This window comes from Moritella viscosa (assembly GCF_900120065.1).
GTDB lineage: Bacteria > Pseudomonadota > Gammaproteobacteria > Enterobacterales > Moritellaceae > Moritella > Moritella viscosa.
In genome coordinates this window covers 60,182-85,629 of sequence record NZ_FPLG01000114.1, presented here as the reverse complement: position 1 = coordinate 85,629, position 25,448 = coordinate 60,182, and the positions used below count along the sequence as shown (strand labels likewise).

General features: G+C 39.5%; 21 protein-coding genes and 2 pseudogenes. 9 read left to right on the top strand and 14 right to left on the bottom strand.

Annotation, left to right across the window (positions count from 1 at the left end; translation table 11 throughout):
- Window positions 1–523: 523 nt before the first annotated feature.
- The 6 genes from BT797_RS18550 (at window position 524) to BT797_RS18525 (ending at window position 9,650) form a co-directional block, all read left to right on the top strand.
- Window positions 524–844 carry an isoamylase early set domain-containing protein gene (locus tag BT797_RS18550; protein ID WP_045110588.1) on the top strand — a complete coding sequence of 107 codons (321 nt, stop codon included), beginning with the start codon at window positions 524–526 and terminating at the stop codon, window positions 842–844.
- A 33-nt stretch (window positions 845–877) separates the two neighbouring features.
- Window positions 878–3,127: a 1,4-alpha-glucan branching protein GlgB gene (glgB, locus tag BT797_RS18545; RefSeq protein WP_045110589.1), complete on the top strand. Its 2,250-nt coding sequence runs from the start codon at window positions 878–880 to the stop codon at window positions 3,125–3,127.
- 50 nt (window positions 3,128–3,177) lie between these two features.
- Window positions 3,178–5,676: a glycogen/starch/alpha-glucan phosphorylase gene (locus BT797_RS18540; protein ID WP_045110590.1), complete on the top strand. Its 2,499-nt coding sequence runs from the start codon at window positions 3,178–3,180 to the stop codon at window positions 5,674–5,676.
- Between the two features lie 60 nt (window positions 5,677–5,736).
- Window positions 5,737–7,053 (top strand): glucose-1-phosphate adenylyltransferase, encoded by a 1,317-nt coding sequence (glgC, locus tag BT797_RS18535; protein ID WP_045110591.1) that lies wholly within the window; start codon window positions 5,737–5,739, stop codon window positions 7,051–7,053.
- Between the two features lie 152 nt (window positions 7,054–7,205).
- Window positions 7,206–8,774, top strand: a complete 1,569-nt coding sequence (locus BT797_RS18530) for a glycogen synthase (RefSeq protein ID WP_075473134.1) — start codon at window positions 7,206–7,208, stop codon at window positions 8,772–8,774.
- 327 nt (window positions 8,775–9,101) lie between these two features.
- Window positions 9,102–9,650, top strand: coding sequence for a hypothetical protein (locus BT797_RS18525; protein WP_045110593.1), 549 nt, complete (start codon window positions 9,102–9,104; stop codon window positions 9,648–9,650).
- Window positions 9,651–9,807: 157 nt separating this feature from the next.
- Here BT797_RS18525 and BT797_RS18520 read toward each other — a convergent pair whose 3' ends face one another.
- From BT797_RS18520 to BT797_RS24350, 8 genes and pseudogenes are all read right to left on the bottom strand, one after another.
- Window positions 9,808–10,227 (bottom strand): VOC family protein, encoded by a 420-nt coding sequence (locus BT797_RS18520; protein WP_045110594.1) that lies wholly within the window; start codon window positions 10,225–10,227, stop codon window positions 9,808–9,810.
- Window positions 10,228–10,293: 66 nt separating this feature from the next.
- Window positions 10,294–10,494, bottom strand: coding sequence for a 4-oxalocrotonate tautomerase DmpI (gene dmpI, locus BT797_RS18515; protein ID WP_045110595.1), 201 nt, complete (start codon window positions 10,492–10,494; stop codon window positions 10,294–10,296).
- A 65-nt stretch (window positions 10,495–10,559) separates the two neighbouring features.
- Window positions 10,560–10,706, bottom strand: a pseudogene (locus BT797_RS24365) (VOC family protein); the annotation flags it as partial.
- A 15-nt stretch (window positions 10,707–10,721) separates the two neighbouring features.
- Window positions 10,722–11,354, bottom strand: coding sequence for a LysE family translocator (locus BT797_RS18505; protein WP_045110596.1), 633 nt, complete (start codon window positions 11,352–11,354; stop codon window positions 10,722–10,724).
- Window positions 11,355–11,884: 530 nt separating this feature from the next.
- Window positions 11,885–12,778: a group II intron reverse transcriptase/maturase gene (ltrA, locus tag BT797_RS18500; RefSeq protein ID WP_244534231.1), complete on the bottom strand. Its 894-nt coding sequence runs from the start codon at window positions 12,776–12,778 to the stop codon at window positions 11,885–11,887.
- A 647-nt stretch (window positions 12,779–13,425) separates the two neighbouring features.
- Window positions 13,426–13,995 (bottom strand): GNAT family N-acetyltransferase, encoded by a 570-nt coding sequence (locus BT797_RS18495; RefSeq protein ID WP_075473133.1) that lies wholly within the window; start codon window positions 13,993–13,995, stop codon window positions 13,426–13,428.
- A gap of 201 nt (window positions 13,996–14,196) precedes the next feature.
- The gene (locus tag BT797_RS24355) at window positions 14,197–15,219 is read right to left on the bottom strand and encodes a di-heme oxidoredictase family protein (RefSeq protein WP_075473132.1); all 1,023 of its coding nucleotides are present in this window, start codon (window positions 15,217–15,219) and stop codon (window positions 14,197–14,199) included.
- A gap of 95 nt (window positions 15,220–15,314) precedes the next feature.
- Window positions 15,315–17,111 (bottom strand): annotated as a pseudogene (locus BT797_RS24350) (thrombospondin type 3 repeat-containing protein).
- A 601-nt stretch (window positions 17,112–17,712) separates the two neighbouring features.
- Here BT797_RS24350 and BT797_RS18475 point away from each other — a divergent pair.
- Window positions 17,713–18,582, top strand: coding sequence for a DNA replication terminus site-binding protein (locus BT797_RS18475; RefSeq protein ID WP_045110598.1), 870 nt, complete (start codon window positions 17,713–17,715; stop codon window positions 18,580–18,582).
- A 12-nt stretch (window positions 18,583–18,594) separates the two neighbouring features.
- On the opposite strand, the gene BT797_RS24340 is transcribed toward BT797_RS18475, so the two are convergent.
- Window positions 18,595–19,029 carry a TM2 domain-containing protein gene (locus tag BT797_RS24340; RefSeq protein WP_170860789.1) on the bottom strand — a complete coding sequence of 145 codons (435 nt, stop codon included), beginning with the start codon at window positions 19,027–19,029 and terminating at the stop codon, window positions 18,595–18,597.
- Window positions 19,030–19,443: 414 nt separating this feature from the next.
- Between BT797_RS24340 and BT797_RS18465 the strand changes: the two genes are divergently transcribed.
- Window positions 19,444–19,863, top strand: coding sequence for a CBS domain-containing protein (locus BT797_RS18465; RefSeq protein ID WP_045110599.1), 420 nt, complete (start codon window positions 19,444–19,446; stop codon window positions 19,861–19,863).
- A gap of 70 nt (window positions 19,864–19,933) precedes the next feature.
- On the opposite strand, the gene BT797_RS18460 is transcribed toward BT797_RS18465, so the two are convergent.
- Window positions 19,934–21,193: a multidrug effflux MFS transporter gene (locus tag BT797_RS18460; protein WP_045110600.1), complete on the bottom strand. Its 1,260-nt coding sequence runs from the start codon at window positions 21,191–21,193 to the stop codon at window positions 19,934–19,936.
- A 99-nt stretch (window positions 21,194–21,292) separates the two neighbouring features.
- Here BT797_RS18460 and BT797_RS18455 point away from each other — a divergent pair, with 99 nt between their 5' ends.
- Complete coding sequence (locus BT797_RS18455) at window positions 21,293–21,781, top strand: MarR family winged helix-turn-helix transcriptional regulator (RefSeq protein WP_045110601.1); 489 nt, start codon at window positions 21,293–21,295, stop codon at window positions 21,779–21,781.
- 54 nt (window positions 21,782–21,835) lie between these two features.
- On the opposite strand, the gene BT797_RS18450 is transcribed toward BT797_RS18455, so the two are convergent.
- The 4 genes from BT797_RS18450 to BT797_RS18435 form a co-directional block, all read right to left on the bottom strand.
- A complete protein-coding gene (locus BT797_RS18450) occupies window positions 21,836–22,360 on the bottom strand; it encodes a hypothetical protein (RefSeq protein ID WP_045110602.1) in 525 nt (174 codons plus the stop codon).
- Between the two features lie 326 nt (window positions 22,361–22,686).
- Entirely contained in the window at window positions 22,687–23,679 is a 993-nt protein-coding gene (locus BT797_RS18445) for a Gfo/Idh/MocA family protein (protein ID WP_075473129.1), read from the bottom strand.
- 159 nt (window positions 23,680–23,838) lie between these two features.
- Window positions 23,839–24,558, bottom strand: a complete 720-nt coding sequence (locus BT797_RS18440; protein WP_045110604.1) for a tRNA-uridine aminocarboxypropyltransferase — start codon at window positions 24,556–24,558, stop codon at window positions 23,839–23,841.
- Between the two features lie 135 nt (window positions 24,559–24,693).
- The gene (locus BT797_RS18435) at window positions 24,694–25,287 is read right to left on the bottom strand and encodes a hypothetical protein (protein ID WP_045110605.1); all 594 of its coding nucleotides are present in this window, start codon (window positions 25,285–25,287) and stop codon (window positions 24,694–24,696) included.
- Window positions 25,288–25,448: the final 161 nt, after the last annotated feature.

The window sequence follows — 25,448 nt, the reverse complement described above, 5'->3', positions numbered from 1 at the left end:
AAACTATATATGTAAAAGTTAACGAATTATTGTTCTATTTTTACACTAAGTGAATATCAAAAAAACACCTACTTTAATCAAGTGTTTAGCTTGTTAGATAGATAGTCCTTAATACATCCTCAACAACTTCATATGACTATCGATTGGGATCCTTCTTTTGAGATAATTCTTGCTATGAGATACCAATATCATCGAGTAAAACTAAAAACTAAGCTAAATTCCGAATCATTGATATATATCATCTCACTCATCTGTCCAGACAATTAATATTACTAATTGGTTAGTTTTTGGCTAAACTATATCAAAATATTAACTTATGTATAAGAAATAACACCTTATTACGAATGAAATAGATAAAGATGATTCAGATCGCGTTTTATGTGGTTGTAACTTTAAATAACACCGAACATTCATAATAATACCTATATATGAATACCCAGTTAAGTGGGTAAGCTTAATTCAAACGTGTAAATGAAATTTGACTTGAGCGATGAAAGCTACGACATATGACAAGGAAGATAACATGTTAAAAAAACGTTTTTTTAAAACAAAAGCCGAAGCCGATGTGACTTTTGAATTTGCCTGCGACGCCACTACAACATTGATTAGCAGTGATACTGTCGAATTGTTTGCTGATTTTAATAATTGGCAAGCAATTCCAATGAAATTCATAAAAAAAGACAACGTTTTCCGCACTAAGGTTCGTTTACCCGAAAACAGGCAGTTTCACTTTCGCTACTTAATTAATAATAACAAATGGCATAACGATCACAACGCCGATTTATATTTACCTAATACCTACGGTACAGAAAACAGCGTTGTATCAACGTTACGTACTCAATAGATAGCTAACAATACGTTTAATCCAGGATGGATCATGACTGACATTTCGACGATAGCAACAAAAATGCCAAACCTTGAAGAACGCTTCAGTCATCAAATAGATGAACTAAATCAAGGCAAACTCTATGACCCTTTTTCTTTTTTAGGTCCACACCAAATCACAAGCGATGAGTACGAACTTAAAGTTTTCATCCCCGGTGCGCAACAGGTATTTTATCAAGATAAAAACCACCAACGACGTTATCAACGTGTTGGTACTAGCGACCTGTTTGTTCTTAGCTTATCAAAAAAACAATACAATGCTAATTATCAACTCACCATCGCATATCCATTTTCGACCATAGACGAGCAAGACCCTTATAAATTTGCGTCAACCCTAGATCCAAAAGCCGTTTACTTATTCAACGAAGGTACGTTAGAGCAAGCCCAACGCCACTTAGGTGCACATTGGACTATCACCGGTAATATTGAAGGCGTTCGTTTTACGGTATGGGCACCAAATGCAAAATCAGTCAATTTGATAGGTAATTTTAACCATTGGAATCCAACACGTCATCCAATGCGTAAACACCTTGATGCGGGGATCTGGGAGATATTTATTGCCGATATTGCTGATTCTGATACCGACAATAATTACAAATTCAGTATCATTACCGAAAGTGGTGAGCGCTTAGAAAAAGCCGACCCATTTGCCTCATCAATGCAGTTACCACCACAAACAGCATCGTGTGTCCCCACTAAAGCCACCTCTGGCGTATGGCAGAAATCACCAGCAAAAGCATGGGCAGAACGTGCAGAGCGAAACGCGATTAATGCACCTATTAGTATCTATGAAGTGCATGCAGGTTCGTGGAAACGTGACGAAAACAATCAGTTTTTAAGTTATAAAGCCATGTCTGAACAGCTTGTACCTTATGTAAAAGAGCTTGGGTTTACGCATATCCAATTGATGCCAATCTGTGAGTTCCCGTTTGATGGTTCGTGGGGTTATCAGCCAGTTGGCTTGTTTGCTCCGACCAGTCGTTTCGGTAGTTTAGCTGACTTCCAATTTTTTGTTGATGCTTGTCACGCTGCCAACATCGGCTTACTCATTGATTGGGTACCAGGACATTTCCCTGCCGATGCCCATGGCTTAGCACAATTTGATGGCTCACATCTTTTTGAACATGCGGATAAACGTCAAGGCTTCCATCCCGATTGGCAAACCCATATCTTTAATTATGATCGCGCCGAAGTACAAAGCTTTTTAATTTCAAATGCGCTTGCTTGGTTTGATAACTTTGCCATTGATGGTCTACGTGTTGATGCTGTGGCATCTATGCTGTATCTCGATTACAGCCGTAAAGAAGCTGAATGGATCCCAAATCAGTATGGGGGCCGTGAAAACCTAGGTGCCATTGAATTATTAAAGCAAGTGAATCAACGTTGCTATAAAAATCATCCCGGTATCATGATGGTGGCCGAAGAATCCACAGCTTGGCCAGGTGTCACAGCGTTCACAGACCAAGGTGGTCTTGGATTTGGTTATAAATGGAACATGGGCTGGATGAACGACAGCTTAGAATACATGAGCTGCGACCCACTATATCGTCAACATCACCATCACGAAATGACCTTTTCATTAGCTTATGCATTCAGTGAAAACTTTATTTTACCGCTAAGCCATGACGAAGTTGTACACGGTAAAGGCTCACTGCTTAACAAGATGCCCGGAGATGATTGGCAAAAATTTGCTAATTTACGTGCCTATTACGGTTTCATGTGGGCACATCCAGGTAAGAAGCTACTGTTTATGGGCTGTGAGTTTGGCCAACGTGCGGAATGGAATCATAATCAATCACTCGACTGGCATTTACTTGAGCAAGCAGAACATCAAGGTATTCAAGCGCTCATAAAAGCCTTAAATAACAGTTACTGTCATCAACATGCCTTATTTGAGTTAGACACAGATCATCAAGGTTTTGATTGGATCGACGCAAGCAATGCCGAGCAGTCCGTATTTAGTTTTTTACGTTATAACAAAGCAAAAGATGAACATGTGGTCGTGGTATCGAATATGACACCTTCATGCCACTCAACCTACCGCATTGGTGTACCGAGTATCGGTGAATATGAGGTTATCGTTAATACCGATGATACTCAGTTTGGCGGTAGCGGTTTTGCAAGCCAAGCGAGTTACACACCCGAATATGTTGAATGGCAAGGATTTACACAAAGTATTTATATAGCGCTACCACCGCTATCAACAGTGTACTTAGCACCCAAAACGAATAGCAAAAAATAACCACAGTAATAAAAAATAGTTAGCCAAAATGTCATAATAAAGGAAGTAATATGTCATTAAAAAAGCATAAATCTAAAACAAACAAAGTTTGTACGTTAGAGACAAATAATGGGCCAGTGGTGAATGTCAAAACTTTGCCTGAAGATTTAAAACGTCATTTCCATTATACCCTTGGTCGTGATGAAGTCGGTGAATCACCACAATATCTATACCATGCTTTGGCATTAACAATCCGTGACCGCTTACTGGAAAAATCACGCGCGACAAAAAAACGACAGCAAACGCAACCGACACGTCGTGCGGCTTATATCTCATTAGAATTCTTAATGGGTCGCGCATTAGGTAACGCGGTACTAAACCTTGATTTAGAAGACAGTGTTCGTAAAGGTCTAAACCATTATAGCTGTGAATTAGAATCCATTGCAGATTCAGAACACGATGCAGGTTTAGGCAATGGTGGCCTAGGTCGATTAGCCGCTTGTTTCCTCGATAGTTGTGCAAGTTTAGCACTACCCGTAACAGGCTACGGTATCCGTTATGAATACGGTATGTTTAATCAAAGCATCGAAAATGGTCACCAAGTCGAACATCCTGATAACTGGCTACGTGATGGTCATCCTTGGGAAATCCCCGCGCCAGAGCATAACCGCCGTATTAAATTCTTTGGCCATGTCGAAACCTATCAAGACAAAAAGGGTCACACGCACCATCAATGGATTGGTACCGAAGATGTACTCGCTGTGCCTTATGATGTGCCCGTTCCTGGTTATCAAAACGGTATCGTTAATACGCTACGCCTTTGGAAATCAGCCGCAACAGATGAATTTGATCTAGGTGAATTCAACGCTGGTAGCTACACCGAAGCGGTTGCACGTAAAAATTTAGCTGAACAAATTACCATGGTGCTGTATCCAAACGACGCCAGTGAAAACGGTAAAGAGCTACGTTTACGTCAGCAATACTTTCTTACATCTGCTAGCTTACAAGACATCCTTGCAGAATGGGTAAAAGTACACGGCAGTGATTTTACTGATTTTGCTAAATACCACGTATTCCAACTTAACGATACGCACCCAAGTGTGGCAGTTGCAGAACTCATGCGCCTACTCCTGGATGAGCATGATTTAGATTGGGATCTCGCGTGGCAGATCACAACGTCTACAATGGCGTACACCAACCATACCCTGTTGCCAGAAGCATTAGAAAAATGGTCTGTACATTTATTCGCACACCTATTACCTCGCCTGCTTGAGATCATTTATGAAATCAATGCACGCTTCTTAACTGAAGTCGCTTGTCAGTGGCCTGGTGATACAGACAAACAACGCGCGTTATCAATTATTGAAGAAGGTGATGATCCACAAGTCCGCATGGCTTACCTTGCAATTGTTGGTAGCTTCTCGGTAAACGGTGTTGCTGCATTGCATACCCAGTTATTGAGTGAAGGTTTATTCAATGATTTTTATCAGCTTTCTCCAAACAAATTCAATAACAAAACAAACGGTGTAACACCACGTCGTTGGTTAGCGCATTGTAATCCAAAACTAAGCGAACTGATTAGCGACAAGATTGGCAATGACTGGACCCGTGACCTAAGCGAAATCAGTAAACTGCGTCGTTATTATGACAACACCAAGTTCCATGCAAAATGGCAAGACGTTAAACAGCACAACAAACAACAACTCGCCAATTTAGTCAAAGAAGCCTGTGGTGTTGAATTCGATACCAACATGATGTTTGACGTGCAAGTAAAACGTATGCACGAATATAAACGCCAGTTACTTAATATCCTGCATGTTATCCACCTTTACGACCGCATTCGTCGCGGTGATACCGACGGCATGACACCGCGCTGTGTATTAATTGGTGGTAAAGCAGCGCCGGGTTATTTCATTGCTAAGTTAACGATCAAATTAATCAATAACGTTGCCGCAACGATCAATGCCGACCCCGTAGCACAACCTTGGCTACGGGTTGCATTTTTACCAAATTACAACGTAACCGCGATGGAAACTATCTGCGCAGCAACCGATTTGTCAGAGCAGATCTCAACGGCAGGTAAAGAAGCGTCTGGCACAGGGAACATGAAATTCATGATGAATGGTGCGGCAACAATCGGTACGTTAGACGGTGCAAATATCGAAATCCGAGATGCTGTTGGTGCAGATAACTTCTTCTTATTTGGCGCTCGTAGTGAACAAGTAGCAGATATCCGCGCGAACTATAACCCAACGCATATCATTGCCAATGATGACAAACTCAACAATGTCATGACATTACTCAACAGTGGTCATTTCAACTTATTTGAAAATGGTTTATTCCAACCATTAATCGACTCAATTTTAAATCCGCATGATCAGTGGTTAGTTGCCCATGATTTTGCAAGCTACTGTAACGCACAACAATCAGCCGCCCTCGCCTATCAAGATAAAGAAGCATGGACACGATTAAGCATTCTAAACACAGCCGCAAGTGGCGTATTTTCAAGTGACCGAACAATTAATGAATACAATCAAGACATTTGGAAGCTAACACAGCTGAACGCTTGATGCTCTTATTTACAAAACGTATTTAAACCGAATTTCGACAAAAGCTTATGGAGAAGTAATATGTCAAAAGGTACACATCGCTATATCAGTAACTTAACTAAAGATACTTATGCCCTGATACTTGCAGGCGGCAGAGGTAGCCGTTTGCATGAATTAACTGATTGGCGAGCAAAACCTGCTGTATTTTTCGGTGGTAAATTCCGCATTATCGATTTCCCATTATCTAATTGCATTAACTCTGGGATCCGTCGTGTTGGTATCGCTACTCAATACAAATCACACTCATTAATCCGCCACGTAAACCGTGGCTGGGGACATTTCAAGAAAGAATTGTCTGAGTCTGTAGAGATCTTACCGGCATCACAACGTTACGGAAACGATTGGTATTCAGGAACTGCAGACGCAGTATTCCAAAACATCGATATTATTCGTGCAGAAATGCCAAAATACGTCATGATATTGTCTGGTGACCACGTATATCGTATGGATTACGGTGATCTAATTGCTAAGCATGTAGAAAATGGGGCTGACATGACGGTATGCTGTATTGAAGTCGCGACAGAAGAAGCGGCTGGCCAGTTTGGTGTAATGACAGTAGACGAAGATAACCGCGTTAAGCGTTTCGACGAAAAGCCAACTCAACCAAATGAGATACCAGGTAAACCAGGCCAATGTTTAGCATCAATGGGCAACTATGTATTTAATACTGAATTCTTATTTGATCAATTAGAAAAAGATGCGACGCGTTCAACATCTGATCGTGATTTTGGCAATGACATCATTCCTGCAATTATTGAAGATCATCAAGTATTTGCATTCCCATTCAGCGATCCGGATAGTGACCAACAGCCGTACTGGCGTGATGTAGGTACGCTTGACTCATTCTGGGAAGCAAATATGGAACTGGTGACACCTGAGCCACAACTTAATCTTTATGATTCAAGCTGGCCTATTTGGACATACCAAGAACAACTCCCACCAGCTAAATTTGTGTTTGATAACGATGTGCGCCGTGGTATGGCTGTTGATTCAACTGTTTCTGGTGGTTGTATTATTTCTGGTTCATCAATCCGTAAATCTCTGCTATTTTCAAATGTACATGTGCACTCATACTCAACAATTGAAGAATCGGTCATATTACCGGGTGCCGATATAGGTGAACATTGTAAATTGCGTCGTACTATCATCGACAGTAAATGTGTATTACCAGCCGGATTAATCGTAGGCCACGATAAAGAACAAGACTTAGCAAACGGTTTCCGCGTATCCGCAAAAGGAATTACCTTGGTAACATCGGATATGCTTAAAAGAATGGCAGAAAAAGACGCAAAATCAGCACTAGAAAAAGCAGCTAAGCAAACTGCAGAACTCGTTTAATCAATAACTGAAAATCAATGTTCTATAAGTAATAAGTCACTTAACTAAGTGACTTATTACTATTTTTGTTTTATAACAATAAGTCACTTTAATTCCACGATTATATTTCAATAAGACAACTTTAATATTCTGCTTTTAAGGACAATTTATTCATGCACGTTTTAATGATAGCCGCCGAAAATGATGCGATACCAGGTGCTAAAGTTGGTGGCGTTGCTGACGTCGTTCGGGATTTACCAAAAGCTTTACCTAACCATGATGTAAGCGTTGATGTTGTGATACCTGATTATGGTCATTACGCACAAAAGTTTGAGTCACGCCAACTTGCAAGTGTAAAAGTTGAGTTTGCAGCACAAATCGAAACCGTTACTCTATTCGAACTGTTCTTACCGGAAACACCCAATAAAGTACGTCAATTTGTACTGCAACATCCTCTATTTGGTCAAGGTGGGCATGTTTATAGCCATGACGAAGGCAACCGCCCTTTTGCTACTGACGCAACAAAATATGCTTTGTTTAATCTTGCTGTGTGCCAACTTCTTATCGAGTCGAAATTCACCCTACCTGATGTATTACACTTACACGACTGGCACAGTGCAACAATCGCCGTATTAAACCAATACGCACCGCAATATAAAGAACTTGCTAATATCCACTCGGTTTACACCGTGCATAATATTGCCTTGCAAGGTATCCGTCCGATTGCAGGCGATGAATCAAGTTTACGACATTGGTTTCCAACACTTAATTTTGATAAAAATGCCATTTGCGATCCGCGGTATAAGCATTGTTATAACCCAATGCGTGCTGGTATCAATCTGTGTAACAAAGTCCATGTGGTATCACCGGCTTATGCGGAAGAAGTATTACACGCCAGTGATGCTAGCAATGGTTTCTTTGGTGGCGAAGGACTAGAACAAGATCTAGCAAACGCAAAACAGCAAAATCGTTTAGTCGGGATTTTAAATGGCTGTGAATATACAGACACAGTCAGTAAAAAACGTGCTAAACCATCTGTACTAAGTACTTTTTTAGCCCCTGCACAGCAACAAGTTAAGCGCTGGTTAGCGCAGTCTGAACATTTAAAAACGGTACATTACCTTGCGAATGAACAGATCAACAGTTGGAATATCCAAGCACCTTTCACTGATTTTTTAGTGACCAGCATTGGTCGTTTAACTGATCAAAAAGCACTGTTATTACGTCAGCCTTATCAAGGTAAAACAGTATTGTCTGTGTTACTTGATGATCTTGCACGCGTGAACGGCCGCATGATAATTCTAGGTTCTGGCGATACTCGCATTGAATTTGAATTCATGCAGTTAATGGCAAGTCACGATAATTTCTTATTCTTAAACGGTTATGGCCAAGCATTGTCCGATCAAATGTATCTACATGGTGATCTGTTCTTAATGCCAAGTTCATTTGAACCTTGTGGTATCAGCCAAATGTTAGCCATGCGAGCTGGTCAGCCTTGTCTCGTCCATGCTGTGGGCGGTTTAAAAGATACTGTTCAGCATCTAGAAAATGGCTTCAGTTTTAACGGTTCATCACTGCAAGAACAAAGTAATAACTTGATTAATGCCTTTAACGACGCAATCAAACTGCACGCTAGCAAACCTAAAACATGGGCAAAGATTACAGACAACGCGAAATCAACCCGTTTCAGCTGGCAAGAAAGTACAAAGCAATATCTAGAACTCCTCTATACACACGAATAGAGTGGCTAGTTTCAGGCTCATACAATGATAAATATCTAAACCACCCTGCTTTGCTCGGTGGTTTTTTTCGATTAAAAATCAATACCTCACTGAGTATCATCTCAATCTTAGTCAATTGAAACACCCAAATAAGATCTTAACTTAATTCATAACACTAAAAATAAGATATAACCCATTCTATCTCGATCTATCTCTATCAATAACTAGTACTAATTGACATAAACACAATAATTTTGATAATGATAACTATTTTCATTTGGGCGTAAGATATTATGAATATGTTCTAGGAGAAGAACTTAAATTTGTCATTACAACAAAGGATTAACAATGATTAAAAAATTATCGCTATTGTGTATTTCGGGTTTTATCGCAACATCTGCACAGGCTGGTGTAGACATTCAGTGTCATAATACAGTGGAAAACCTACCGGTATCATTCAGCATCAACAGTTCTACGGCTGGATATGAATTAACTGCAACCAATGCATTAGCGACCCCTACACATTCATCTTATACGACAAGCTCTCACGTCTCAGGTATTCATCAAGCAACAATAAGACTATTTAGCGGCACAAATAATGCTGATGTTGAATTTTCTCTTTATTACCCGTCAGTTCATGAGAAAATAAAGTCTCGTCATGAAGGTACTGATGAATATGAATATGAAGTTGCTTCGCTATTTAATAACTTTACCGTGACACCTCAAAATCCAGAGAAAGTTCACGAAGTACCCGCGAGAACTTATGACACAACTCATTATAAAGTAAAAGGCTATAATCTAGCATCAGCTAGATATTGGGATGGTAGTCAAGGTCATTCTTATTACGGCTGCCATATTGTAAATAGCCCAGTGACACCTCACACTACAAAAAGTTAATTAACCAAATTTAACTTAAAAATTAAAACCGTTAAATAATACGTCCGAACACGACCAATCAAGGACGTATTATTTATAACAAAACATGTGCTCACCATGAACAATATCGCCAAGCGGAACGAATCCACTCGTTCACGTTTAGGCAACTTACATACCTTTATTCGTATAAAAACTTCTCGCTAGGATCTTGAGTACTGTACTCAATTAACTCCCACTCAAATCCAAAATTATCAAAGAAATACAATCTTTTGCGGTGCTTTTCTATCGGTGTATCAATACTTCGTTTGTATCCATGCTTCACTAAATCACTTTCGACTTTCAAAAGGTCATCAACAACAATGGCTATATGATTAACACCGTAGTTCTTATATGTTTTTCGTGGACTATCAGGTTCTGAACCTAAGTGTGGTTCCTGAAGGGCGAAATAATATTCATCATTACCAATATGAGTCCAACGATAACTAGAAGGTGGTTTTACATCCTTTCTTACTTTGAAATCAGGCGCGACTATTTGAATAAACTTTATCGCCTCATCTATATTTGGAACCGTGATATTTAAATGTTCAATTCTCGTCATGAATTACTCCCATTGATATATCGCCCGTCAAATGACAAGTAGTCATATTGCAGGCGCTTTTTATATTTATTTTGCTAAGTCTTTCTTGATCTGTTTAACGCTTTTACCACCAACAGCAATATTTTCATCTGGCTGTTCTCGAATTGAAACAAGAAATAACTCTTTTGGTATACCTGTAATTTCGACGGATACATCTGTTAACTTTTCTATCAACTTCTCTTTTACATCGTCAGTTAGTTGACCTGATTCAAATGCGATAAATGGCATAATTTCTTCCTTAAAATATCCGTAATACGGATTATGACAACACATAACGCCGTTTTTTATCCTGATTAACTTTCTTGTGAGGCGCGTTTATCTACGCGCCATGGCGGATTGAGCCTATTTTCACCAGCCCAATACAGTTTAATTTTATTGTCAGATGGATCGTGCAATATTACTTCTCGCCACAGGTAATTTTCATCTGTAGGCTCTTGCTCAGATTAAGCCATCGTTTATATATCATTTTTTATAGATGCCATTTTTACGCCTGCAAAAATAAGCATCATTCCAGCAGACCGATTAATAAATTTAACCATTGCTGGTTTTATGCCAACGCGGGTTGATTTGAATCCCAAATATCCATAAAAAGAGTAGCAACAAAGATCTAAAATAAGCGTAATTAAACACAGTAATGCTAACTGAGGCAGAATTGGATTAGATATGTCGATGAACTGGGGTAGCAACGCCGAAAAATACAAAAGAGCCTTAGGGTTAGATAACTCTAAAACAAACCCTTTTAAAAACGCTTTGTATCCACTGCCTTTTGTATTACTAGATGCATTTATACTGAAAGGTCCCGCATTACTGAAAATAGCGGTGAAACCAAGATATAGAAGGTATGCAACGCCCACCCATTTTATTATGGAAAAAAGAGTATGTGAGGCAATTAAAAGCGCCGCAATTCCGGTTGCAGACAAAACGAAAAATACGACGTTTGCAATCGCGATACCTAAAATGACTAAAAAAGATCTCTTGAACCCATTAGATGCAGATTCAGCTGTTACTGCAATTGCCGCAGGTCCAGGCGAAAGTACAACCACAAATGTAGTTACGAGAAAAAGCATTAGTGTTTCAAATGGTATCATCAGGTCTTCCTTGAATAGATGTAAATAATCGTGGTAGAGCGACCCATTACTGGGCCGACCCCACACAGATCCGGACATGCGGAACTACCGCATCCGGCTCTTCAGTTATATATTCGCTCGTGTAAAACACGGCCCTAGTACCAATCGATTAGCACAAAACGCTTGCTGACCTTTGGACTTTCAATCTGGAAATACTCTAACATCTTCCTGAAATTACTCCAGTTATAACTTCGTCGACCACTGCGTCTGTTCAACCATTTATACAGACTATGCAAAACGTAGTCGTACATACCTGATAAACTTCTGCTGTTGTCGGGTAAACCAAAGTAATTTCTAAACCCTATTAGTTTGCGCCTTAACTGTGGCAGCCAGAGCTTCAACTTATATGAGCGCTTGGCTTTGATCCATTGGTAATACTCACTCAACGTTGCCTTTTGCTTCTTAGCACCAGTTCGCCGCCTGAGTCGAGCCTTACCATTTGAATCTGTCCCCCAGTAAAATTCAAACCCTAGAAATACAAAATGACGTTTTCAGCCAACATGAAATCGGCTGAACCGCATTAGTGATGTTTTATCTTCTGCGACGTCTAAGTTGAACTTCTTTAATCGTTTCGGTAATACTTTATAAAAGCGCTCTGCGTCATTCGCAAATTGAAATGCACAGACAAAATCATCTGCATAGCGGATCATCATTGCTCCGCCACGCATTGTCGGCTTTACTTTCTTTTCGAACCAGAGATCTAGTGCGTAATGCAGATAAATATTAGCCAACACAGGGCTGATAATGCCGCCTTGTGGACTGCCACTCGTTGGTTTGGTGAAGACGCCATCGGGTGATTTTATCCGTGCTTTTAACCACTGGTTAATTAAGTTAAGTATTGCCTTATCATCGATGCGTTGTTTAAGCATTTCCATCAGCCATTCATGGTCAAGGTTATCGAAGAAACCTTTAATATCAGCCTCGACGATATAACCATAGCCTTTGAATTGCAGATTTAGTGTCAAACTGTGCACAGCTTGGTGGGCACTTTTATTCGGTCGATAACCATAACTGTTACGCAAAAAGTCTTGCTCCCAAATGCTTTGCAGGATCTGGCTAACACTTTGTTGCACGAGCTTGTCGTCAACGGTGGGTAGACCTAAAGGTCGTAACTTACCGTTCGATTTAGGGATGAAGATGCGCTTAATATCATTAACTCGGTAACATTTCTGCTTGAGTTGCTGACCTAAACGATCAATATTTTCAGTGAGCTGAACCTTGTATTTAGGCATGGTAATGCCATCAATACCAGGTTTAGCGTGTTTATTGAGTTGCCCCCAGCTTTGATACAGGCTGTCAGTATTTAGTAATCCATATAAATTCTGAAACCTGTGCTTGGGGTGGGTTTGTGCTTTAAATGCGATGGTATTAAGTGTTGTTGTCATCGTGATCCCAGCCCTACTTTGTCCGGACTATGTGTCTGCTCAATACAGAATATAACTGTCAGCTCCTTCGCCATGTACAAGGCTTTCCCCAGCTCCGACTACTATGGGCTGATCTGACTTCCAGAGGGCCATCGTTCGTCTTGCTTTTGGCTAGACTTCCCTACCACTATCCTTGTGGAGCACCTTTGGATCTCTCAAGTTCTCAATACATCTCTTTATACATGCCACGACTTGATAACCCCGCTGACTCGCCACAACCTTACCAACACGGCTGCTTTGCATGGACTTCGATGGCGTTACAAACCTCGTCAGTCAGACCTAATATTTATCGGAGCGATACCAGTACTTCAGGATCACGACAACCCCTATGGCCTATATAATTCTCTGTGTACGCTTCACCAATTTTGTTCGCTTGATTGTGATCGCTCACTGAAAAGCATCGGCTAATCTCAAACTCCGCCAAAGGCGCAACACTCGATACAGGTGGTTGGTTAAACCTTGCCTGACAGGGACTTGCACCCTGCAAGATGCATCAAGCTTCGCTTGACGCACTAACGCTGTATTAAGCGGACTACAATTGTTAGTTACAATGTGTAACACACGGAACATAACCAACTTTTAGTTCCGTTTAAATACTTTTTTAGCAGTTATAACATATAAGAATAGGTGTCGGCTGCGTGATTGCTGGTGCTCAGCATCATCGTAATTTCTGACACAGACTCTCCGTCAATACGATAACAATCAGACATTTCACCAATGACTTTGAAACCACATTTCAAATATAAGTGCTTAGCAGGAAGATTGTTTGAAAGGACGTTTAAATCTAGCCAATCAATACCGTTAGTCTCCTGACAAAACTGGATGACTGATTCTATTAGTTTGATGCCTAAACCTTGTTTTCTTACGCGACGATCTATACCCATACCTAACAACACACGGTGAAAACTATATTCTCCGCTATGATGGCGCAAATCAATGTGACCAAGAATATGTCCGCTAGCGTCTTTGACCAACCAAAGCTTTCGCCAACCAGGTTGACCAACTCTAGATTCAAAACCATCTCGAAACTTAGACTGAAGTTGTTCTGAAACTTGGCAGTGTTCCTTGGCAATAGGTTGAAAAAGCGGAGAGTCGTTGGAAGCATTATCTAAAAGCTGCATACCTAAATATTCAAAGAAAAATTCGAAGTCCGCTAACCTTGCTTCTACTATTTCCACGTATTCTCCTGATTGCGCATAACAGCACGTTAACTTAATTATCATAAATAGTAACAATTTTATCATTAATTACAAATAGATAATGGAAAATAATGGTTATAAATCAAATAATACCGAGGACAAGTTGGAGTTGTATTTCTATAAACGATGTCAAAGCCACCTAACATTATTAGGTGGCTTTTAACCATTATTTAACCCTAGCTATAGAGAGCGTAAAAAGGCAATCAAAGCTTGTCTATCAGCCGTTGATAGGTTTTGGTAATTTTCATTAGATAATTGACCCTCACCGCCATGCCATAGAATCGCTTCTTCAATAGTCCTTGCACGACCATCATGTAGATAGCTTGCATCTGGTGAACAAACTTCATCGCCCCGCTTATTGCGGTCGACATCAATCACACCGCCTGTAACACAAGCTGAAAGACCTAGCCCCCAAAGTGGCGCAGTCCGCCATTCTGATCCTGTAGCTTGACCCTCACCTAAGTTATCAGCCAAGCCAGTCCCCATATCATGAAGTAACAGATCCGTATAAGGATGAATAGTTTGGTCTCTAAGTTCTGCAAATGGTGCATATGAACTTGTTTTCATCGTATCTCGATGGCAGCTTTCACAACCAATAGCATTGAACTTTTGCTTACCAACGATGACCTGTTGTTGCTCAATATCACGCTGAGGTCTGACACCTAACAAAGCAATGTATTTAACTAAATTGTCAAGATGCTCATCAGAAAGCTCAGCGCCTTGATTATTATTACAATTTGTTTGTTCTGAGCCACAATCAGGCCTCGGTAGCACACTCGTCATCACACCCATATCAGTATTTAAAGCACCCGCAATTTGATGCTTCAAACTAGACGATCCAGCTTTATAACCAAACCGACCTAGACGAGTTTCACCAGTGACGGGATCAGTTACCTTTTGAGCTCGACCTGAAATACCATCTTGATTTGTATCTTGAGGATCTTCACGTTGTAAAATAACATCTTCACTAACCGCTTCGAGTAAGCCTAAGCCTACAAGTTGGGGGGCAAGTCGTGCAGAAAATTTGGCTGGTTTATTTTTAGAAAACGCATAATTTGGTGAACGTAAACCATTAGATTCACTCCAAGTACCAAGCGTAACCGAGCCTTCACCATTTTGTTCCGCAATGCCAACATTATTTGGTTGCAGTACAGAACCAATAAGTGGATGTGAATTACCCTCACTATCAGCAACCTTAAACACCCACTTATCTAATGTTTCGCCAATTTCAGCAACAGGTGCGCGACCATTTCTGGCATGGCAAGAAGAACACGAGTTATTAACGTAATGTGTCCCAGCTATATTTTTAAGCGCATCAAAACACCATTTTTTACTGACTCATCATGCATCCCTGTAATCATATCAGTATGATGAACACGACGGCCTAAAACAAAAGGTTGGCCATTAACGCTAGATAGATTTGTCGCCATCTGCATAAAGTGATTATCTGGTTCGGCAGTGTATTGATAAGGTAGCGTTGTTTTACCACCTAACCAAGCAGACTCATTAATAGGTTTAGAATTTTCACGTTCAGAAGACTGGTCAAGAAAGTCGCCCACAGTTTTCCAAGGAACCATACCGCCTGCACCAACTTGATAGAGGTAAGTTGTGCCGTAATAGTTATCACGACCTTCTGGGGCATTATCAAGAAATTGACTAACTTCAATCTCCATATACTGACCGACCGCTAAATTACGTCGAGTACCATCAAGTGCAACGTATTCATCAATAGTAAGTCGATATTTATATTGGTTTCCATCATTACTTACCAACTCCAAATTATCATCGAAACTACCTTTCGCTATTTCTTGAACATGATTCTCATAATTACCATGATATTCGGCTACAGTGCCAATTCCTCTATACCAAGCCCTAAACTCTTTAACGCCCAGTTTCCACTCTGTAACAAAAGTAATTTCAATATCACTACCGCCTTTAGCGACAGTATCAACAAATTTAAAACGAGCCGTTCTGTGGGTCCAATAATGTGAAAGGTAATGATCGTATGCTTGGAAATGATCTTCTTTTGCGTGACGGTCACGACCACGGTCTGCAAAACGGGTTATCACAGCATTATTCGTCTCTGAAATAACACTTGGTTCCAATACTGTGTCAGCATTAAATAAAGGCGTGATATCAGCTTCATTGATAGGACAACCGAACTCATTGACTGGAATACCCATTGGCGTATTTCCACACTGATCTATTGCATCGTTAATACCATCACCATCAGAGTCAATTTCAGGCTCGACTTCACAACCGACCTCATTAACAACGACATCTGGTCTAGTATTAGGGCACAAATCAATACTATCAATTACGCCATCGCCGTCAGTATCATTTACAGAACTAGATTCAAGTGTATAAGTTTTACTTTCAGTGTCAGTTGCAGACTTTCCAGTCCAGTAGGTAAAGCTATAAACTATCGAATCACCAATAGACAGGTTATTTAACTGAAAGTGATTACCATTTCCAGATTCAAGCATGCGAATATTTCACTGCCCTCCTCCGTTGACCTTGAAATGAACGTCAGCCCAAGCATTGTTATTCACATAAAAATGAACTGTATCTGAGCCAACCTGTTCGATCCCTGTCATTTCAGTTGCCAATTCGCAACCATTTGTATCAACAGCCTGACCACTTTGAGTATTTGGACACTGGTCTAAACTATCAACCACACCATCGTTGTCACTATCAAGTTCACAACCAACGTCATTAACAGTAGTTCCTTGACGAGTTGCCGAGCATTGATCAATGCTATCAACTACACCATCATTGTCCGTATCTTTAGCTTGTTCAGATTGGAGTGTATAATTTTGAACGGAAGTAACAATCGCAAATCCTTCACTTCCCCAATAAGTAAATCGATAGTTAACTGAATCCCCGCTAGATAAGTTGTTTAGCTGGAACCTATTGCCATTCTTAGATAACGTCATACGGATATTTCTTTGATTTCCGCCGTTAACCTTATAGTGGACATCTGCCCAGTCATTACTATCAAGGTGGAATTCAACCGCATCGTCGTTAATCAGTGTGATCCCAGACACTTCACCAACGGCTCTCACTTGGTTTACATTTAAAATTAAAAGACCCATAATCATCAATAATTGAACAGTCATTCTATTCATTTTTATTATATTATTTTTTATCATTGCTCACACTCAGCATAAAAAGTGGAATTCAGTTATTCATTGCTAATAACTAAATGTATTTAAAATATCTAAACCGCTTATTACATAACGATTTAACTGACATTAGTTAACGCCGCTTACACTAGCTAACATTAACTGACACTAACTGACACTGGTGCGTTTTTAAAATTCACTTTATTTTTAATAACATTCTTTAAATCTCATTTATTTTCATCCAAATTTCTGCACATATTCCGACTTAAACGCTGCTATTTTATTGTTATATAATAATATTTGAGTACGAACACAGCCCAAGTACGTCAATAAATAAAAATAAGGAATTGTGAAGTCAACAATCACAATATAAATACTGAATAACGGTATATTTCAAAGAGAAAACCAAGCCTACTGAAACCTTTAAAGTTGGTAGCATCACAAGATCGATCAACGAATGATCAGCGATGATCACATAACGATCACCCTGCGCCCTAGCCTATTGCATGATGGTCTACTCGTTACTATGCTAGTTATCAATAGCATAAATTAACGAACAATAGGATTAAACATGACTAATATTAAAAGCTTATTTGATCAACTCACTTCAGATTTAGAACGATTAAAAAAACTGTTAGCAAATACGCAGCCAGTACAGGCATTAGTCAGTCGGATCCCTGCAGTACTAAAAGGCCAAGAACAAGCTGTAATAAACGAAATCATTCCCGAGTTAACGACTGATATGTTGGCAATGAAGTTAGCCGCAGAAGCCTTTAAAGACATTCACATTAAACACCCATTTTCGCAAAAATCAGCTCGCCGTTATGTCGGTATTATTCATTTACATCCCGATCACGAAAATACAGAAAAAATCGTTACACAGATTAATGCAATCAATACGATAAAAGCGAAAATAGAGCATGCAGTTGTCAGCGAGAATGACTCTCGCCAAGCACGGTTCAGCGCGATACACGATAATTGCCCAAGAGTGATGACTGTACACTTATATCGAAAGATACATTGTGTAGACGAGGAGTTAGTTAAATCAGTGCGTTTTAGTTGGCAGCGTAAAGATTCATTACACCAACCAGATAAGGTAAAGTTATTAGCACAAATTACGATTGAACAAGAAAGAGCGACACCAGATAACCAATTAGCACTCATGCAGCTATATCAAAAAATAGCCACGACACCAGAGCATGCATTACGTATTCGTCGGCCTGTAAAAGTACAACCCGCAGCAAATATTGTAAAAGTAACGGGATTAAAAACAGTCACAGCACCATTACCGATCATTGTTGTGCAGAAAGAACCACTAGAAGCAAACGAAGTCGCAGATTTTGTTGCATCACAGGTGCGAAAACAACGTTCGGATAAGCGTAAAAATACAGTGTTGGGTACACTGACGGGACATACTATTGAGAAAATAACCGCGGTATAATAACTCTGATGATTAGAACCAAGGACGGTTTTCTAATACATATTCTTGTTCAAATTCAACATCTGATTTAAACAAATAGATAACAAACTCAACCAAAGCAATAATCGCAATAACCATCGAAGGTAAAGCTAAAAACACATACCCAAATACAAACAATACCAACATGCAAATACCTTGCTTGTGGTATCCTAAATAAAATTTATGAAAGCCTAATACACCAAAGAAAAAAGCCAATAATACAGCGCCCATTTTCTTTGATTTCCCCATTGTAGTCATTCTTGCTGAAACAAGTTTACCGGAGTTTAAAGTGAAATTAACTTTCCTGTTAACCTGGGGAGGTCGTGGGCTCACCCACTGATCCATATTAAATCGATAACGACATCCATCCTCACCAGAAATAACGCCGTTCTTACTTCTGATATCAAACTCAAGGACCGATCCCTTCATAACTAACTCCATCTATAAATATAAGTAATTAAATTATCACACAATTATCAACAACGACACCGTAATGACATACAGTTACATGACGAAACGCAATCAACAAATAACGATGAAAATATTAGTGCCAAACAATAATTAACATTTTTATATGCATGATTGTAAATCCATTATATTTATTGAAAGCAAAGCAAACAACAATTTATATTATATTACTAATATGTATATTAAATTACAGAATTAACATTTCTGGTTAATTATCACTCGAACTTATTAAAATAAAATTTAAATCATCAACACGATTGCTATTAACTTGCTGATAAATTGAATGCATTTATACTTATTTTAATCTTAATATCGCATTCTATTAATATTTGGGTATACTAAATAAATCGGCACAACATAACACGGAACGAATGTATGAAAGTAAGAGATATAATGGCACACAATATTATTTGTATTAGCCATAAAGCCAGTTTAAAAGATGCACATGAACTCATGCAAACCCGTGGTGTGCGCCATTTACCCGTTATCTCTGAAGACGATGGCACACTCGTTGGTATTCTGACTCATAAAAAAATGATCAGCACTGTTATTTCAATGATAAACAAATACGGTACTGACATACTAGCAAGAAAAGAACGTGGTCAATTAATCGAAGATTTAATGGAATCAGACTTTCAGAAGCTAACCGAAGATGAACCGCTTAAAATTGTTGTTGAATACTTTATTGGTAATAAACTCGGTTGTCTTCCAGTCATTGATAATCAGAACAAAGTAATTGGTATTGTAACCTCATCTGACTTTGTAAAATTATGCGCGAAGTTACTAAATGAATAATTACACTGTTTATTTATCTGCAGTAAGCCATAAGGCTGGTAGTTCCTTTACCAGCCATTGTTCAATACTGTTATGAAACAGTTTTACGACAATAAGCCGCCGAAATTGTGGCGCCTGTAAGCGCAATCATAGATGAAAGCAACATCATAATAACGACCGGCTGAATGGATCCCAGACTAATAAAGGCAGATAATGCACTCACGGTCCCACCGATTGTATACTGAGTTGCCCCTAAAACTGCAGAAGCAGACCCTGCATTATGCCCAAAACGCTTCATAAAGCATGCACTCGAATTTGAAATAACCGCACCATTTGCCGAAATAGCAATAACAAAGCCGGCGACAACCACATATAAAGCATCAGGCACAATCACAGATGCAGTCACTAATATTATGCCACCCAACACTTGCAAGCTTAGAAACCCTTTTAATAGAACCTCGGGTTCAAACCGCGCTAATAAAAATGTATTCGCGCGGTTAACAACAACCAGACCACAGATATTTGCAAAGAATAGCATTGAAAACTGTTTTGGCGTTTGACCAAACACTTCCATATACATCATCGACGCATTCGTTAAAAATATCATCATCACTGAATAGGCGAACGCCTGTGCGACCATAAAACCTAATGCACGTTTTTCACTGAATACCGACAATAACCCAAACTTTTTCTGTATATCTGAAGACTCTGATTTAAGTGTAATGCTCTCCGTTGGTTCAGGCATAAAGCACATAACAAGAATAGCCACCAACACAGCCATGATCGCCAGCATATAAAAGATCCAACGCCAATCCCCTAACGACATAATAATGGTACCCACTGTCGGGGCGATGGAAGGTGCAATCATCATAATGAGGGCAATCAACGAAAACAACTTAGCGGCTTCTTTACCACTAGTTGTATCCCGAATTGTTGCAGGGACACCAACCACGGCCATACCACCACCAATAGCTTGCAGCACACGCCATAACCACAAGACTTCAATTTTGTTTGCTGTGGTTAATAATATGCTCGCAATCGCAAACACAACTAAACCTGCGATCATCGCAAAACGACGGCCTTTCTTGTCTGACAAAGGTCCACCGATTAACTGCCCTATCGCCAATCCAAAGATGTATAAGCTCACTGTCACTGACATCAAGGAAATATCAACGCCTATTGCTTTTGCCATGGTTGGCATTGCAGGTAAATAACTATCAATGGTAAAAGGAGTTAACGCAAATACCGCAGCCAACGTCACAATCAGTGTCTTATTCATTTTTCCGGTATTATCTATTGAATCAATTTTGATCTCACTCGTGGCAAGTACCGAACCATTATTTTCTGTCATTTTAACGCCTCTAACTTATCTTTCCAGAAAGATAGTAACTGGACTTTAGCTTTCTAGCAAGATATATTATCGAGGCTATCAAACAGATAAGGATGAATGATGACGAATAGCATTAATGACATACTTGAAGCAATGGATGAAAACTGGCCTCAATGCGCAGACACAGTTTCTCCCGCATTATTACGCTTACTCCGAGTCAGCAATCTATTTCACAATCAAATGGAAACGCTTGTTCAACGTTATAATTTACAACGCGCAGAATTCAGTGTGTTAGCGACATTAAGACGGAGCCCGATACCTTATTGCCTGTCACCAACGGCACTATCTCAGTCAATGATATTTAGCTCTGGTGGACTGACCAAAGTATTGCATCGCTTAAACCAAGCAGAATTGATTGAAAGAGTTGATAACCTAGAAGATAAGCGCAGTAAACTGGTGCAATTGACGAGTACAGGTAAGCAATTAATTGAAACAGTAATGCCGCAATTACATCAAAAAGAAAGGAATGTATTAAGTGTGTTATCACCAGATGAGCAACAACAACTTAACTCGTTTATGCGGCGTATTTTAGAGGCCCATGAGCCGTAAGATAATAACAGTGCAAGACTACGATCCCCCTGCACTCTTATACTTTTACGTCACCTAAAATATGCCGATACTCATCTCTACGCTGGCATTATGGAACACCTGCAAAGACGGTAATTCAGGAATTGCCATGGCTGTCTCTTTATGTTTGATAAACAAAGAAACTGGAAATTGTTTAGACGATGCAAAATAAATTGACAATAAATGCAGCCCATTCTCATGATGTAGCGGTTGGGTTTCGAGCGACAGCGCTTCCAATTTATCCGCATTTTCGAGCCAAGTTAAAAAACCTTTAAAATCATCCTCTAGCACGTCTTTACTGATAAAGCTTATACGTAAAAAATCCAATTCAAGAAATGACCATAAAGGCTCTAGCTCTGATTCGTCACACATATCTATTTCGATATTAATACCATTAATACAATAGCCATAATGTGTCAGGTGCTTGATTTGGCTTATATCACAGGCATGCTTAGTATTAGCAATGTTGATTTTAGCACCAGGGGTTTGTTGTAATAACGTTTCCACCTCCTGCGTAGTTGGCACATATTCGAACATAATTTCTTTGGGAGGCAATTCCATTTAGACACCTTATTTATCCATATAAGCGACGTGAGCAACCAAACATAAACACACTGTCTTGTTTATATATGACTATTACATATATAAAAAGTCATCAGTCTTTCATTTATGATAAATTTGACCCAAACGATATAAAAATGGAAATAAAGAGGTAGTTTTGTGATAAGCTCTAAAATAAAATGAGTCTCTATTTCGAGAGAAAACTACAAAAACACAACAAACAAAATAAATAAACTACTTAGTATACAATTAGATAAGTATCTTACTTACCAGTTACCCACCACATTTACGTCTTCGTAACACCCAATAATTCTTATTCGACACAGTTATTTATCGCCTAATATCTGCTCCATTACCCAACTGGTATGTAAAGCCGTTTTACCGCTAGATGGGTGGTCAATATGATTAACAAGATGCTCCCTCATATTCTGTACATGATAGAGCTGAATATTTTCAGGATTCTCAATGATGAATTCTTGGCGTTGAGTAAGGGTTTGTAGAATAACAGCCGCTTCATCAAAAACAGAAAAATGGATTTCACCTTTGCTGCCAGAGATCACAACACGATCTTCCCTTGTACAACCACCGAAATTCCAGCTTCCAACGCCTGTCACACCACTTTTATGCTGCCAGCATGCTGATACCGCATCTAACGATGAATACAGGCCTTGCTGATTTGTACCAAGGCCTTTAACAATATCAAATTCACCCAGTAAATAAGCAAACAGATCGAGTCCATGACTCGCTAGATCGTCAAAGTAACCACCAACAGCGACGTCTTTATCTGTTCGCCAATTAAACTCCCCCGATAAATCTAATGCATTGGCGGGTTTATTCAGAAATGCATTAATCGTTCTTACTTGGCCAATAGCGCCGGCTTCAAGTAAGGCTTTCACTTTATTAAAACGGGGTAATGAACGACGGTAATAAGCCACAAACAAGGGAATATTTTTATCATTAAACGCATTATAAATTTCGAGACTATCCACATAGCTTGGTGCTAACGGTTTTTCGATACAACAAGGTTTACCTGCTTGTGCAACTTGCAAGGCATAAAACTTATGACTGTCGGGAGGGGTGGCAATATAAACGGCATCAATATTATTGTTATTAATAATATCAGCGGGATTTGATGAGTACGCTTCAACCTTATGTCTTACGGCATAATCTTCAGCAAGGTCAAAATTACGTCGCATCACAGCTGAAAGTTTAAAGCCATCGACTTTTTGATATGCAGGACCACTTTTTAATTCAGTTACATTACCACAACCGATAATTCCCCAACGAATGGGTAATATTATTTCATTTTTACTCTGCATATTCTATCCATGAAGGGTTAAATCGAGTGTAATACCTCAAAGATAAGAATATAGGCTATTAATATTAAGAAGAAAAGAGAATTAACAAGGAAAGGTAGAAAGTATCAAAATTGGCAGTACACATTTCAACATGCGTACAACCATTCTGTTCTATAACAGCTAAGCCATTAATGTATGCAAACGTTTAAGCGCCACATCAACACCGACGTCAATCTGTTTCGTTCCTGCGAGATAACGTTCACGGAAAACATCAAACCAGCAAGCAAGAATGTCAGCATTTAGTGCTTCACCGTGATGACCGAGAACAAGTGACGCAACTTCTGCTGTTGCTAGCTGATTGTCTTTTGCTGCTTTACGGATTTGATATTGTGAAACAACCTCAGGATCAAATGAAATAACCGGAATACTTTCTAACCAGGGGCTTTTTTTGAACATTTTCTTCGCTTCACGCCAGCTACCATCAAGTAGGATATATAACGGACGTTTACCCGATTCAATGATTAATGGCCCTGTTTGTACCCGCTCACGCTCAACCACATACTCCTCAGGGAAAATAATGAACGGCTGCCAGCAATCTGTATTGATGATATCGATCATCTCTTGATTAGGCTCAGTGCGTGACCATTGATAAGCAAACGTATCTTCAATCACATCGGCAATCAAACGGCCCGTATTACTTGGCTTAATCATTTCATAATCAAACATCACCAGCATAAAACCAGCAGTCGACTTAACGAGTGGTTGATGATCACAAATACAGAACTGCTTGCCTAACATGCAATAATCGCAACGACGTAATCGACCGCCACGAGCTTTAAAAGGTTTGGTGCTGTCAGCTAAACGCTGTGTCGCTAATCGATGAACATTATGAATGCGCATAAAGTGATACCACTTAGAAATAAATTGCCAAATTGCAGATAAAAAAATGACCCAGTAACAAGTTCTATCTCCACCGTCGTGGGATAATACCTGTTACTGAGCCATTTACATATTTAGGTACGCGTCTAGCGTCACTTAATTATGGTGCTTACGATCTTCCAATTCAGATTTAGTCGCACGAACCTGACGCATAAAGAAGTTAGCCATAGATGCAGCAGCAGGTTTCTTTTCTGGTGCTGGCGCTTTTGACGTAATTACGCGTGGTTTCGGTGGCACTACTGGTGCAGCTGCAACAACAGGTTTTGCAACTTCCGGCTTAATAGCAGCAGGGGTTGCAGTTGCATGTACAGGACGAACCTGATTTGTCGCAAATTGTGACGATGCAACGTGTTGTCTCTGTTGTTGTGCTTGTTGCACTTGTTGCCCACCCACTTGTGGACGTGTTCTAATCACTTCTATCGAGTAAAGTTTACTTGAGATAGAGTTTGTAGACTGTGAGACTTGCTCACGACGTAAACGTTCACCTGTTGATTTGAATTCTTGGTATTGTACTGCTAACCAATTCTTCAAATGCATTAACATACCTGCTTCAACTAACTCTAGGCAAGTTCGGTTGTTATACTCAACCAGTTTCGTTTCTGAAAAATACGTCTTGGCTTCTGCTTCTGAGCCGATGCGTTCGACTAGTTCGAACCATGTTGATAAACCTAAAACTGTGTAATGACTCATTGTCTACCTTGCAGATAACCAGCTACATTTTAGTAGCTTTCTAGAAAAATTAGGAGCGGAATTCTATACCTTTGCCGCTGAGATTAAAAGCATATTTACGAAAAAAACTTAAAAATAATGTGATAACTCATAAATATGCAGTTTCAGCTCTATTTAGACTA